The organism is Adhaeribacter sp., assembly GCF_057359045.1.
In genome coordinates, this window is record NZ_JBMQUD010000124.1 from 163,677 (window position 1) to 178,267 (window position 14,591).

Annotated in this window: 12 protein-coding genes; 10 read left to right on the top strand and 2 right to left on the bottom strand. The window is 41.5% G+C overall.

The window, feature by feature from the left end:
• Positions 1-17: 17 nt before the first annotated feature.
• From ACO1R6_RS19545 to ACO1R6_RS19555, 3 genes are all read left to right on the top strand, one after another.
• Positions 18-575: a YfiT family bacillithiol transferase gene (locus ACO1R6_RS19545; RefSeq protein ID WP_486266787.1), complete on the top strand. Its 558-nt coding sequence runs from the start codon at positions 18-20 to the stop codon at positions 573-575.
• A gap of 196 nt (positions 576-771) precedes the next feature.
• Complete coding sequence (locus ACO1R6_RS19550) at positions 772-1,338, top strand: DUF4136 domain-containing protein (RefSeq protein WP_486266788.1); 567 nt, start codon at positions 772-774, stop codon at positions 1,336-1,338.
• A 91-nt stretch (positions 1,339-1,429) separates the two neighbouring features.
• On the top strand, positions 1,430-1,732 hold the full coding sequence (locus tag ACO1R6_RS19555) for a Dabb family protein (RefSeq protein ID WP_486266789.1): 303 nt from the start codon (positions 1,430-1,432) through the stop codon (positions 1,730-1,732).
• Positions 1,733-2,158: 426 nt separating this feature from the next.
• Here ACO1R6_RS19555 and ACO1R6_RS19560 read toward each other — a convergent pair whose 3' ends face one another.
• Positions 2,159-3,547: an ammonium transporter gene (locus tag ACO1R6_RS19560; RefSeq protein ID WP_486266790.1), complete on the bottom strand. Its 1,389-nt coding sequence runs from the start codon at positions 3,545-3,547 to the stop codon at positions 2,159-2,161.
• Between the two features lie 832 nt (positions 3,548-4,379).
• Between ACO1R6_RS19560 and ACO1R6_RS19565 the strand changes: the two genes are divergently transcribed.
• From ACO1R6_RS19565 to fbaA, 4 genes are all read left to right on the top strand, one after another.
• Positions 4,380-4,718, top strand: a complete 339-nt coding sequence (locus ACO1R6_RS19565) for a P-II family nitrogen regulator (protein ID WP_486266792.1) — start codon at positions 4,380-4,382, stop codon at positions 4,716-4,718.
• Positions 4,719-4,761: 43 nt separating this feature from the next.
• Complete coding sequence (locus ACO1R6_RS19570) at positions 4,762-6,084, top strand: ammonium transporter (RefSeq protein WP_486266793.1); 1,323 nt, start codon at positions 4,762-4,764, stop codon at positions 6,082-6,084.
• A gap of 157 nt (positions 6,085-6,241) precedes the next feature.
• Complete coding sequence (locus ACO1R6_RS19575) at positions 6,242-7,588, top strand: lysophospholipid acyltransferase family protein (protein WP_486266794.1); 1,347 nt, start codon at positions 6,242-6,244, stop codon at positions 7,586-7,588.
• A 174-nt stretch (positions 7,589-7,762) separates the two neighbouring features.
• On the top strand, positions 7,763-8,842 hold the full coding sequence (gene fbaA / locus ACO1R6_RS19580) for a class II fructose-bisphosphate aldolase (protein WP_486266795.1): 1,080 nt from the start codon (positions 7,763-7,765) through the stop codon (positions 8,840-8,842).
• A 62-nt stretch (positions 8,843-8,904) separates the two neighbouring features.
• Here the strand turns inward: fbaA and ACO1R6_RS19585 are convergent, their stop codons facing one another.
• Positions 8,905-11,379 carry a glycoside hydrolase family 31 protein gene (locus ACO1R6_RS19585; RefSeq protein WP_486266796.1) on the bottom strand — a complete coding sequence of 825 codons (2,475 nt, stop codon included), beginning with the start codon at positions 11,377-11,379 and terminating at the stop codon, positions 8,905-8,907.
• 296 nt (positions 11,380-11,675) lie between these two features.
• Between ACO1R6_RS19585 and ACO1R6_RS19590 the strand changes: the two genes are divergently transcribed.
• The 3 genes from ACO1R6_RS19590 (at position 11,676) to ACO1R6_RS19600 (ending at position 14,270) form a co-directional block, all read left to right on the top strand.
• A complete protein-coding gene (locus ACO1R6_RS19590; protein WP_486266797.1) occupies positions 11,676-12,734 on the top strand; it encodes a glycosyltransferase in 1,059 nt (352 codons plus the stop codon).
• Between the two features lie 430 nt (positions 12,735-13,164).
• Positions 13,165-13,419 carry a peptide deformylase gene (locus ACO1R6_RS19595; protein ID WP_486266864.1) on the top strand — a complete coding sequence of 85 codons (255 nt, stop codon included), beginning with the start codon at positions 13,165-13,167 and terminating at the stop codon, positions 13,417-13,419.
• A 197-nt stretch (positions 13,420-13,616) separates the two neighbouring features.
• On the top strand, positions 13,617-14,270 hold the full coding sequence (locus ACO1R6_RS19600) for an ABC transporter ATP-binding protein (protein ID WP_486266798.1): 654 nt from the start codon (positions 13,617-13,619) through the stop codon (positions 14,268-14,270).
• Positions 14,271-14,591 lie beyond the last annotated feature (321 nt).

The window sequence follows — 14,591 nt, forward strand, 5'->3', positions numbered from 1 at the left end:
CTCTAACCAGAAATTTTATGTCGGTAAACGAAACAGATACTTTAATAACCCAACAACTGCTGCAATATCCTATTGGTAAGTTTAATGCTGCTCAGGAAATTAACGCTACGATTTTAGCTCAGTTTGTGGCAGAAATAACGGCTTTGCCAACCCAATTACGTCAAGTCGTGCAAAACCTAAATAATACGCAGTTAGATACAGCTTATCGCCCAGGTGGCTGGACTATACGGCAAGTGGTGCACCATATAGCTGATAGCCATCTGAATAGTTATACCAGGTTTAAATTAGCCTTAACCGAAGAGAAGCCTTTAATTAAACCTTACGCCGAAGAACGCTGGGCTGAGTTAGCTGATGCCAAAACCGAACCGGTAGAAGTATCATTGATTTTGATTGAAGCCCTGCACCACCGGTGGGTGGTTTTGTGTAAATCTCTTTCCCCAAACGAGTGGCAACGCACGTTTGTGCATCCGGAATCTGGCGAAACAACTCTGGCAAAAGCTGCTGGTATATACGCCTGGCACGGCCGACACCATTTAGCGCACATACAAAATTTGCTAAAATTAAAAAACTGGTAAATTTTCTTAAAATATTCCGATAAAATGCATCTGATTGTTAATTATTTTACGTATATTTTTCACCTGTGTAACAGCTCGTTACGCTTGTATTTCTTACTAAAATTAGCTTATTAATGTAAAAACTATACTACAGATGAAAATCAGGAAAATTTACGGGTATACAATGGCTGTGGGCCTCCTTTTGCTGTCAGGCTGCATGAACTTCTATGAAAATCGGGTAGAATCGGATTACAGTTATTCAGGTAATTTTAAGAAGTATAGAACCTTTAATTTTATGGGTTATAAAAAAACCGATTCCGACTCTTCGCACCACATGTCGATTGTGGAGAATGCAGTAAGGGCGCGGCTACAGTTACAAGGGTATAAATATTCTGATAATAAACCGGATTTGCTGGTATCGCACAAAATATTCTACGACGATTTATTGTTTAAAGGGTATAACCAAACCGATATTGATGTTTGGCTATCACAAGGCAAAGTAATTGAAGAAGAGATAGACGAAGAAACCGGCGAACAAAAGAAAGAATATGACCCGGTACGGTATAACCTAACCAAAGGTACCCTGCTTGTGGTATTAATTGATCGTAAACACAACCGGGCCATCTGGCAAGGTTACGCATCGGGGCTTTTAGGCAATAAAGAATTTAACAACGAAGCTTATTTAAAACGGTCGGTGCGTACTATTTTCGATAAATATAAAGTATTTACCGAAGGCTATTTGCTTACCAATGGCCAACAACCGTCTAAACCTTCGGATCAATAAAATAGCTGGTATTTATATGCCGGCTTTAAAAACGCATATTGGTTATCAGCGCAAAAGGCTTTATTTTGCGTGTCAAACCAAATAAGACTTTATGTTTGTCCATCACGTTTTTTTCTGGCTTAAACCTGCCAATACTCCTGAAGATAACCAAAAATTTGAGGCTGGCGTTACTTCTTTAAAGCAAATTAAAGCCGTAAAACTTGCCGAAATTGGTAAACCGGCCCCAACCGACCGACCAGTTATTGATAGATCGTATGCTTATTCGCTTTTGCTGGTGTTCGAGTCCGAAGCGGAGCATGATGTTTACCAGGTAGATCCTATTCATACCCAATTTGTAGCCGACTGTGCTCAGTACTGGGAGAAAGTACTTATTTATGATTCTGTAAGCCTCTAATTTGTTTTAATAGTAAGCGCTTAAATTTGCCTAATAGCCGTTCTGGTTTAATAACCGGAACGGCTTTATTATTTGTAAATATTGGTTAGCAATTTTAAAAATTGATTTCTCTCATTATATCAACTTAACTAGTTAAGCATTTAAATATAGGCGCGAAATGAAGCTGATTCTTTAGAATTAGTATTTAGGGCGTGCAACTAGGGCAAAGATTCAAGCTGTATCGGGTTACTAAAATTTATTCAAAAGCTATCGCATTGTTTGCTATGGTTTAATAGATGCATAATAATTAGCTTTGACAGCCTCTTAAACTTAATTATAGTAGCAAGCAGTACATATTTATTGCACTACCAGGTTTAAGTTAAGCTATAAAAAAAGAGACGGCTGCCTTTGTATAAGGCAGCCGTCTCTTTTTTTATAGCTACAATATTAAGCCATTACTTCTTTATAAGATTGCGCAGGTGTAACCACCGTAACTTCTTCTTCGATGGGGCCACCCAGGTAAAGCTTTTCTTCGTGCTGCGAAATATCCAGACCAATAACTTCTTCTTCTTTACTTACTGCCAACGGCGAAATAAGGTCGGTAATTTTAAGTAAAATAAAGCTGCCTACAAAAGAGAACGCTACTACTAAACCCAAAGCCATTACGTGAATAAAAAATAATTTAGTTTCGCCGTAAAACAAACCATTACCGGTTGTATTGCCAGCATTAATGGCTTGGTGGGCAAAAATGCCCGTCATTAGCATACCTACCATACCGCCTACTCCGTGGCAAGGAAAAACATCCAGGGTATCGTCGATGCTGGTTTTAGCCCGCCAGGTAACAACAATATTGCTGATTAAGCTGGCTACCGTACCAATAAATATACTTACTGAAATGCCCACAAAACCAGCGGCCGGGGTAATGGCTACTAACCCAACTACTACGCCAATGCAAAAGCCCATGGCCGAAGGTTTTTTGCCTTTAAAAGCATCAAATAAAATCCAGGCCATACCAGCGGCGGCGGCAGCGGTATTGGTGGTAGCAAAAGCCGAAGCGGCCAATGCACTGGCGCCTACTGCCGAACCAGCGTTAAAGCCAAACCAGCCAAACCAAAGCAAGCCAGTACCTATTAATACAAAAGGAATATTTGCCGGTGAGTGGGTAATGTTGGTATTGCGTTTGCCTAAATAAAGGGCTGCTGCTAATGCCGCACAGCCTGCCGAAATATGCACTACGGTTCCGCCGGCAAAATCCAATACGCCTAAATTAAACAAAAAGCCTTGTGGGTGCCAGGTCCAGTGCGCAATAGGCGCATAAATAAACATGCTGAACAAACAAGCAAATAATATATAAGAGGTAAAACGGATTCTTTCGGAAAAAGAACCAGTAATGAGGGCCGGAGCAATAACGGCAAATTTCAATTGGAAAAAAGCAAACAATACCAACGGAATGGTAGAAGCCATGGGCCAGGGTTTGCTTTCTAATACCCCATTAAACATAAAATAAGTACGCGGGTCGCCAATAAAACCTCCGATAGAATCGCCAAAGGCCAGGCTAAAACCAACTGTAATCCACAGAACGCTAATAATACCCATGCAGATAAAACTTTGCAGCATGGTAGAAATTACGTTTTTAGCATTTACCATACCCCCATAGAACAGGGCTAGGCCAGGAGTCATAAGTAAAACCAGAGCCGAGGCAGCTAACATCCAGGCTACATCGCCGGTGTCTATTCCTTCGGTAGAAATGGTGCCCGGAGTTCCGGAGAGAACTACGCCTAGAATACTTACCACCAACAAGATAGTAAAAGGTACGATAGATAATTTTTCTTTCATGCTTTTGGGGGGATTAAGTTGAAATCAAATAAGTTTATTCTGCAAATTTATGTCTTTTTGAATAAACTGCTTTAAAAATTAAGGCTGATTTAATAAATATACATTTTTTTTATAAAAAGACCCTAATTTTTAAATGTGTTAAAAGCTAATTGTGATCATCGAAAGGCGTTTTAATAAATTTTTAATTCTAGGCGGCTGATGTAAGTAGCGGATTTAAGATTAGACTTAATTTTTTATGTCTATTATTTGAATTTTTTCGCAATAGCCTGCTTTAGTTAGGCTTTATGAAAGGCCACTTTAATAAAACCTTAATTTTTAAATTTCTTCCATTGAAAAAAGGGAGTGTTGTTGGCAGAAGGCCCGGGGACATAAATTTTTAACTACTTATTATTTATTCGGTAGCAGAAACAATGTTTTGAGCATTAACCTAAATAAAGATTCGTTTCTGTCGGGTTAATTCTATAGTTACACCTCTCTAATAAAATCCTCGTCTGGTCAAATAAAACTGAAACATAGTTGCACCAACGGAGCATGTATTCTTCTGGATTAGTAAAATGTAGTTGTACAAACTAATCTTAGTCTATTGGCAAATTATTCCTCCTGGTACTAACCCTACTTCTAAAAAGCCTACCCTTATAGAATAGCTTAATTTTTCAGGTTACTTATTATAACATTGTATATTATTGTTGTTAATGACATGAGATTTTAGGGCATTTCATTGAATTAAATAAAAATATTTAAGAAACATGTTTATAATTTAAGGTATATGTTTAAATTTATCGCAAAATTTTATCAAAATGCTTTAAATTTTAACAGTCATAAATATAACCGTATGAAAAAAATCGAAGCTATTATCCGAACATCTAAGTTCGAAGAGGTTTACGAAGCCTTGGCTGCTATTGGCATTCCATTTATGTCGACTTATGATGTAAAGGGTTTTGGATTGGAGACATCGTCTTCTCAGGTTTACCGGGGGGCTACTTATAACACCGGCTTTATACCCCGAACTAAAATTGAACTCATTGTAAATAATGAGCAGGAGCGAGATGTGGTTTCGACCATATTAAAAGTAGCGAATACTGGTAAGGTAGGCGACGGCAAAATATTTATTCTGGATGTGGAAGAGGTAATCCGGATTAGAACCGGAGAAGTGGGCGAAATGGCATTATAAAATAACCAATCAAAACAAACTCATATACTAAACCTTTACTAAAATGTCTAAAGAATTATTTGTTGTAAACAATGTTTGGATGATGGTGGCCATCTTCCTGGTTTTTATTATGCACCTGGGATTTGCTTCCCTCGAATCCGGATTAGCCCGTTCTAAAAACACCGTAAACATTCTGTTTAAAAATAGCATGATTCCGCCAATTGGGTTATTGATGTATGCCCTGTTTGGTTTTTCGCTTATGTACCCCGGCGCCGATTTTGCCGGTAAATTCTTTGGTTTTGCTGGTTTTGGCATACCATTGCCGGAAGGCGGCGAAACCGAAGCGTACTTTAACGGACAATACACTTACTGGACCGACTTTTTGTTTCAGGGCATGTTTGCCGCTACTTGCGCTACTATTGTGTCGGGTGCCGTAGCCGAACGCGTTAAGTTATCAAGCTTTTTAATATTTAGCTTGCTTTTTGTGGGCATCTGCTATCCTATTGTGGGCATGTGGAAATGGGGTGGTGGCTTTTTGCAAACCCTAAGTACGCCCTTTTATGATTTTGCCGGTTCTACTATTGTGCACTCCGTAGGCGGTTGGGGCGCTTTGGCTGGTATTATTTTATTAGGACCCCGCATTGGTAAATACGTTGATGGTAAAGTAAGACCTATTCCGGGCCACAGCATGCCTTTAGCTACTATTGGGGTATTTATTTTGTGGTTAGGCTGGTTTGGGTTCAACGGTGGCTCCGTATTATCGGCCGACCCGGGTGCCGTTTCGCGGGTTTTGGTTATGACTAGCTTAGCTGCCGCCGCTGGCGCAGTTGGGGGGTATTTCTTTTCATTGATTATGTTTAAAACCAACGATTTTACCATGATTTTAAATGGTATTCTGGCTGGTTTGGTAGGTATTACGGCCGGTGCCGATCAAATGGGCGTTGTTGATTCTGTTTTGATTGGTTTAATATCAGGAGCCCTGGTGGTGTGTTCGGTTGTGTTTTTTGATAAACTGAAATTAGATGATCCGGTAGGAGCTTTATCGGTACATTTGGTTTGCGGAATATGGGGTACTTTGGCTGTCGGTATTTTCGGGAAACTGGCCGGAGGTGCCCAATTGGTTAGTCAGTTAATGGGTATTGGCGCAGTTGGGGTATTTACATTTGCTTTTGCCTTTGCTGTTTGGTTTATTTTAAAAGTAACTGCTGGTATCCGGGTGTCGGCGCAGGAAGAAATTGAAGGTTTAGATATCCACGAGCACAAAATGCATGCATACCCCGATATTAATGCGGCTGGTTTTGGCGTCGGTCTTCACGAAAACTATGTTCCAAATGGCGTTACCGCAGAAAAAGTTAAACCGCTTGTATCAGAAATCTCCAGTCAATAATTTAAATATTTATTTTAAACAAGAAACCAGTAGCTACACCAGCTACTGGTTTTTTATTTTAGTAAATACTGGTTGTTTTACCTAATAGGGGCGGGTAAGTAAATAATTTAACTATATTCAGGACATAAAAGCTGGTTCCTACAGTATGTTATATTATTTGCTTAAGGTAATTTTTAAAATTGCGTTACGGGTTTTCTTCCGGAAAATTGAAGTCCGAAATAAGAATTTAATTCCGGCCAAAGGGCCCTTATTACTGGCAGTAAACCATCCGAATACTTTTATGGACCCCATTGCTGTGGCGGCCCAGGTTAATCAAGAGGTTTTTTTTATTGCCAAAGGTACCTTGTTTAAGCACGCGCTTAATCGTTGGGTTTTAAGCAAAATGAATTTAATACCAGTTTACCGGCGCGAAGATGGTGCGGTAACTCCCAGCGGCAACGATGCTACTTTTCGCAAGTGTATTCAGTTTTTACACCGCCAAGGCACCTTGTTAATTTTTCCGGAAGGCAACAGTTACAACGAGCGTCGCTTGCGGCCATTAAAATCCGGCACTGCCCGGATTGCCCTCAGCGCCGAAGCCGCTAAAGACTTTACGGCCGGCATCCGGATTTTACCAGTTGGCTTAAATTACTCGGATCCTACCCAGTTCCGGAGCGACTTATTTATTAATATTGGTGAACCCATTACGTTAGCTTCTTACAAAACAGCTTATGCCGCCGACCCATTTGGTACTGCCCACGAAGTAACCGAAGAATTGCGGCGGCGCCTGTTGGCGTTAGTAGTAGATGTAGCCAAGCCCGAAGAAGACGAATTGGTAAAACAAATTGAAGCCGTTTATAAAAATAATTTAGCTGCAGACCTGGGTTTAAGCGAACGGCAGGAAGATAAATTTGTGCTAACGAAGGGCATTGTTGCTAGCCTGGCGTATTTTAACCAACAGGATCCGGAGCGGGTAAAAAGTATCCGCGATAAAATAAACCGCTACCAACAAAACCTGCAGCGGCTGGGCCTCCGGGATTATTACCTGCATCAAGCGCGGCCGAAACTTGGTTTCTGGCAAGATTCGCTAGCCACTTTGCTATTTCTGCTAATCGGCTTGCCGGTATTTTTGTGGGGCGTACTTACCAATTATTTACCTTACATTATTCCGTCCCGCATAGCCGATAAACTTACCGATGAACAAGAGTTTCGGGCACCTATTATGATGACGACCGGCATTTTTACGTTTCCGGTATTTTATTTTTTAGAGATCTGGCTCCTACAAAGTTGGGTAAGTCCGGGTTGGTATATTTTGGCGCTGGCACTTACTTTGCCCTTGAGTGGCTTGTTTGCGTTGCATTATAGTTATCGGTTATGCCTTACCCGGGGCTACTTAAAATTTATGTCGATGTTTTATAATCGGCAAGATTTAATAAGTGAAGTTATTATGCAGCGGCAGGATATAATAAATAATTTAGAAGCGGCTAAAGCCATTTATCTAAACCACACTACGCCGGCCAATTAACTGCCAAATTTAGAATTGCCTAAGGCAAGTGCTTGTTTTGTTATGAAATTTAAAGATTATCGCCTTTTTACTTTTAATTTAGCTAAATAAGATTTAGTATTGAACCTGTATATCCGGGCGATATGGGTACGGGTTATATATAGGAAATAATTTATTATTTAATACAATTAAGAGATGAGTGAAGTAACCACTAAATTCAGGCCCGGCGTATTATTCGGGGACGAAGTAACAGAACTGTTTAACTATGCCAATGCAAATAATTTTGCCCTGCCGGCTGTAAATGTAATTAATACTAATTCTATAAATGCCGTATTAGAAACCGCCCGGGCGGTAAATTCACCGGTAATTATTCAGTTTTCGCACGGCGGTGCCCAGTTTTATGCGGGTAAAGGCTTAAGTAACGACCAACAAAAAGCTGCTATTGCCGGTGCGGTATCGGGCGCACAACACGTGCACCTGATGGCCGAGGCTTACGGCGTACCGGTTATTTTGCATACCGACCATGCCGCTAAAAAATTATTGCCCTGGATAGATGGTTTGTTAGACGCCGGTGAAAAATATTATGCGCAGCACGGTAAGCCGCTGTATAGCTCGCACATGTTAGATTTATCGGAAGAAGAATTACAGGAAAATATTGATACCTGCGTTACTTACTTAAAGCGCATGGATAAATTGGGCATGACCGTTGAAATTGAGCTGGGCGTAACCGGCGGCGAAGAAGACGGCGTAGACAATTCGGATGTAGATAGCCACCATTTATACACCCAACCCGAAGAAGTAGCCATGGCTTACGAAGCTTTAAGCCAGGTGAGTAAGCGGTTTACCATTGCCGCTGCGTTTGGCAACGTGCACGGGGTTTACAAGCCCGGTAACGTAGAACTGCGTCCCGAAATCCTGAAAAATTCGCAGGAATATATTCAGCAGAAATTTGGCACCAGCGCTAATGCGGTAAACTTTGTTTTCCACGGTGGTTCTGGCTCCGAAAAACACAAAATAACAGAAGCCATTGAGTACGGTGCGGTTAAAATGAACATCGATACCGATATGCAGTGGGCTTTCTGGGAAGGCGTAAAGAATTACTACGAAGACAAAAAAGATTACCTGCAAGGCCAGATTGGTAACCCCAGCGGCGAAGATTCGCCGAACAAAAAATATTACGATCCGCGGGTTTGGTTACGCAAAGGCGAAGAAGTATTTATTGCCCGGTTAAAAGAAGCTTTTACCGATTTGAATGCCAATAACCGCAACGTATAAACCAGGCGCATTTAAGCAAATATTAAAATAGGAGAGCAGGTGGGGTAAACCCACCTGTTTTTTTATGCAATGGGTTCATCGGGTAGAGTCGTTAAAGTGGCGGTATTGGGCGCCGCTTGTAAGATTAAATATTTAAACTGCCGGTCTATAATTATTTCCTGGACCGTATCGGCGGCTTGATTATCTGGTGCCGGCAGTGGTATACTGTTGCCGTCGGCGGTGCCGGCAGCAATGGTAAAAGGTAAATGATGCAGCAATAGCCGATAGGTAGCGTAAGTGGGTACAAAATCACCTTCGGATTTTTGCGAAATAGAAATCGACGTGCTGGTGCCGGTTAACCGGAAAGTCTTATTTAAATATACACCCTGCTGGTAATCGTAGTTGTCGCCGCTGTCTTCGTACAAACAACTTGCTAAAGTGCCTTCTATATAATATAAGTGCAGGTCTAATTGAGTAATAATTTTTTCGCCTACGTATTGTTGTACCGGGTATAAAGGCAAGACAGCGCCCGCCCGTACGTACAAAGGTATCCGGTCCAGGCTGGCATCGGCCCAAACTTCTTTGCCGCCGGTTACTACGGCATCGGTCCAGTAATAATACCAGGTACCTCTGGGTAAGTACAGCCAGCGGCCATCTACTTCGGCTTGCGTAACCGGGCAAATTAACAAATTATCGCCTAAGCCAAACTCAGCCATTCGGTGGTAAGTTTCGGTATCGTCCTGGTCTAAAAAGGGTAGCGGCCGCAGTATAGGCGTGCCGTAAGTTACGTGTTGCCAGAAAGCGGTATAGAGGTACGGTAATAATTGGTAACGCAGTTGAATAAATTTTTTAGCCAGAGCCGTAATTTCGTCGCCAAAAGACCAGGGTTCCTGGTCGCCGTGGTCGCCAGAAGAATGGGTGCGGCAGTAAGGATGAAAAATACCCAGTTGCAGCCACCGGATATACAATTCGCCGGAAGGTGTTTCAATAAACCCGCCAATATCGGAACCCACAAAAGACATACCCGAAATACTTAGCCGCTGGCACTGAATATTGGCCATCCATAAATGATCCCAGGAGGCCACGTTGTCGCCGGTCCAGGTGGCCGAATACCGTTGGGTGCCGGCATATCCGGCCCGGGTAATAACCAACGGGCGGCGGGGATACAGGTATTTTTTCAAACCTAAATAACTGGCCCGGGCCATTTGCATACCATAAATATTATGGGCTTTGCGGTGGCTGCACGGGTGGCCGTCGTAATCAAACCGGACATCATCGGGAAAAGTGCCTTGTTCAAACACAGCGGGTTCGTTCATATCGTTCCAAATGCCGCTAACACCTTCCTGGACTACCAATTCCTTAAATAAATCGGCCCACCATTCCCGTACCTCGGGGCGGGTGTAATCCGGAAAATGACAGAGGCCCGGCCAAACCGAACCTTTCATATACGGCCCATCAGCTCGCCGGCAAAAATAATTGCGCGCAAAACCTTGCTGGTATACCGGGTAATTTTTATCGATTTTAATGCCCGGATCAATAATAACTACTACTTTAAACCCCGCTTCGTTCAGTTCTTTAATCATGCGTTGCGGGTCCGGAAAGTGTTTTGTGTTCCAGGTAAAGCAACGGAAACCATCCATGTAGTCTATGTCCAGGTAAAGGGCATCGCAGGGTATTTGCCGGTCCCGGAAGCCCTGGGCAATATCTTTAAATACTTTTTCGGGGTAATAGCTCCACTTGCTCTGCTGGTAACCTAAAGCCCACAGCGGCGGCAGTTCGGGGGTACCGGTTAGCATGGTATATTGCGCAGCTACACTTAGTAATTCCGGGCCGTAAAAAAAATAATAGTTCATTTCGTCACCTTGGGCCCAAAAACTCGTAACGTTAGAACGATCGTGGGCAAAGTCGAAAAAAGTACGAAAAGAATTATCGAAAAAAATACCATAAGCCATTTTTTGGTGCAGGCCAATATAGAAAGGTACACTTTTATACAAAGGGTCGGAGTTGCGGCTATAGCCGTAAGTATCGCTGCCCCAGTTCTGGACCAGCCGGCCGCGCAGGTTCATGTTGCTGGCTTTATCGCCGAGCCCATAGTAATGCTCGCCGCTTTGTACCCGCTTACTCATTTTCTCGATGTTGTTACCGGTTTGCAGGTCATACTCCCAACTGTAGCCTTTTTCGTCTTCCAGAATAAGGGTGCCTGTTTTATCGTAAATATTTACCAAAAGCCCCTTTTTCTTTATCTGGAGGGCAACCTGGGCCGTAGAAATAAGGTAGTGATCGGTAAACTCTATTAATTCTAACGTAGGTGGCGGAGGCGAAAAGTCGGGCGATAAAGCATAAGAAAAATCGGGTGCAAAATAACCATCCGAGGAAAACCGAAACCGGATTAAAGACGCCGTTAAGCAGTGTACAAATAAGACAACCGCATTATCGCAATAAAAGTAAAATTTAGTATCTTCTTGTGTGTAATGAATGACCGTGCCAGGAGCTTGATCGTCTCTTCTGCCGGTTAGACTATTTAGCATGTAACTTGCTTCTTGACTCGGGTCGGGCATAGATAAAATAATAAAAATTAAATTTTATAATAAAGCAGGTTAAATTTAGAATAAATATTAAAAACAAGCTATGTTGTAAATTATATTTTATCTAAATGAATATTTTTTTAAAAAATTTTTATTTTTTTAGCAATATTATAATTAGATTTGAAAATCAAAATAATATACGGGTAAATAGCTAAAATTCTGGTTTATTTTTTTGTAAATAACCTAATTTTAAGCACATAAGGTAGCGATATAAGCTTTTAAATTAATTTTAAACCAAAAAACAAAAACTTAAAAAAGAATAATTTTAGATGCATAGTTATAAAGTACATGTATCAACTACCGCCGAGTTTAAAAATCTAACCATAAATAATAAAATGAAAAATTTAGATGTACTGCTTTTGGGTTGGGAATTTCCGCCATTATCAGACGACGACTCGGGGGAAGCTTGTTATGCACTGGCTAAAGAAATGGCCAGCCAAGTAAATTTATCCCTTATATTACCTAAAGCTGATCCGGACTACGTTTTAACTAACGTAGATTTAACCGGATTAAACAACATTGATTTACAAGCTACTCAAAAACCGGTAACCACTCCGGCGGCATTTAGTACTTTTGCCCCTACCAACGAAGCTCCCAGTGAAATTCCACTTTACGGAGCACCCACTTATACTACCCAGGAAAATGTTTTTGTACCGGCCGTAGAATTACCCGGCGAGGCTGCTTCGGCGGGTGAGTTAGGCGATGTAAACGCGTCCTCTACCAGTGACAATAGCGTTGGCTTGGTAGAAGAGTTAAATATTTTTGGCCAAACCGATCTGAGAGCAGTAGACTATAATACCCAAGTAATTCAGTTTGCCCGGTATGCAACCCGGTTGGCTTCGCAAAAATCTTTTGATGTAATTTATGCCTACGACTGGATGACTTACCTGGCAGGCATTGAACTGAAACTGATAAGTGGAAAGCTGCTGGTCGTGCATGTACAATCGTTGAGCGATGGCCGTGGCGGCCCAGATCATAAAGGGTGGGTGTATGAAGTAGAAAAACAAGCCTTAGAAAAAGCCGATTTTATTATTGCCCAAACCGACAAACTGGCCGAACAAGTAGTGGCGGAGTACGGAATATCAGAAGGTAAAATCCGGAGCATAAACAACCTGGATGAGCCTTTGCCTTTTGAAATAATGGAAGCAGCTGAAGAAAGTGATGCGGAAACAACAACTGCTGAAGCCCCAAGCTCTATTACCGGCATTAATACTGATATAATTGCCCCGGCTAGTGCGCCCGAACCACTTCGTTGGGAAGATGCGGCGGCTAACATTGTTACTATTTTTCAGAAACTTTTAGAAGCTCCCCGCGCCGTAGCAAAATAGCAATTTTACTCCCCTGATAAATGCCCAAAAACATAAAGAAGAGCCCCCACGGCTCTTCTTGCATTTAGGTGCTACCCATAAGTTTTGGATTAATTACTTTTCTTAAAGAATGGTAACCTAAAGTTGTAACTTATGAGTAAGTAATCAGTTTTAAGTTGTAAGTGATAAGTTATTAAATATTTGTTTATTAGTAATTTATTTAATTAAAGAGTATAAGACAATTTTGGCCGGTTACTTAATCAATTATTTACAAAGTATAAAACCAGCAAGCTAGCCAACTTTTTATAGTAGATACTAAGACCACCTTTAATAACTTAGACGAAATTGATAGTAAGAATTAATTTGCAGTTGCCGATGAGGGAATAATTGAAACTTTTATCAATGCAAAAATAATTAATCAATCAGAAACTTGGTGGGAAGATGATTAAGTATTCCGGGCATAACCCAGAAAGTAACGCGGCCCTGGTCTGTTACGGTGGCGTATTACAACAGTAGTTTCCAAAAACAAGTTGAAACCTTAAGTGGCGCCACTGCCCGCATGATTCAACACGAGTATGACCATATCAAAGGAATTTTATACCTGGATTATCTTAAACCTTTAACCAAAAGAATTTTGGCCAATAAACTCCGGAAAATTTCGAAGGGGCAATTAAAAGCCCGTTGTCCGGTATTATTTTGTATGTAAATACCTAAGAGCATACATGTTATAAGAAAGGAGTTGTGCTGGGGGGCGCAATAATTTTAATAATAACCCAACCATATTTTTGATTTTCGTATTAAGAGTGCTTCCCGGTGGTGTTGGTTCGATATGATTGGCTCTTTTACCATTATTCCGGCAATCTTCGTAGATTTGAAGCATAATTATTTTACTAGGAAAGAACTTTGCTGCAAGCGATAAATATTCATAAAACCTACGGTACGCTCCAGGTGCTAAAAGGAATTGACCTGACCATAGATAAGGGGGAAGTGGTGTCGATAGTGGGGGCTTCGGGGGCCGGTAAAAGTACTTTACTGCACATACTGGGCACTTTAGACAATGCCGACAAAGGAGAAGTAAGATTTAACGGGCATTTGGTAAATAATTTTAAAAGCAACGACCTGGCCCGGTTCCGAAACCAGCATATTGGTTTTATTTTCCAGTTTCATAATTTATTGCCCGAGTTTACAGCCCTCGAAAATGTATGTTTGCCGGGCTTTATTGCCAATGCGCCCGAAGAAGAAGTAAAAAAACGGGCAGTAGATTTGCTGCAAATGCTAAACCTGGGGCATCGGCTGCACCACAAACCTTCCGAAATGTCGGGAGGGGAGCAGCAGCGCACCGCGGTAGCCCGCGCCCTAATTAATTCGCCGGAAATAATTTTTGCCGACGAGCCCAGCGGTAACCTCGATTCGGCCAATGCCCACGAACTACACGAAATATTTTTCCGCCTCCGCCAAAACCTAAACCAAACGTTTGTAATTATTACCCACAACGAGCAGTTAGCCAACATGGCCGACCGTAAACTGGTTATGAAAGACGGTTTTTTACTCGATTAGCGCCTTTATTTTGCTCAAATAATTCGCCGGCGCCGCAACCCTTTAATATTTATTTAGCTTTAAAACAAGCGTAATTGCCTATGGCTACTTTTAGCGGTTCTTAAAAGGCCTTGCTTACCCGTAAGTACCACGCATAACAATTCTCGCCTTAAAAATTACTTGCCTGCCTAAGGCAAATAAAACTAATTTATTACTGGTGCTGGTAGCCGTTTGGGGTATATAAATTTGCCCGTTGTGGCTATTTAGGGCGCGGGAATATTGGGAGAGTAACCAACCATAGCTTAGAGAAAAATCTGCTCATATTCTTACAAAACAAAATGA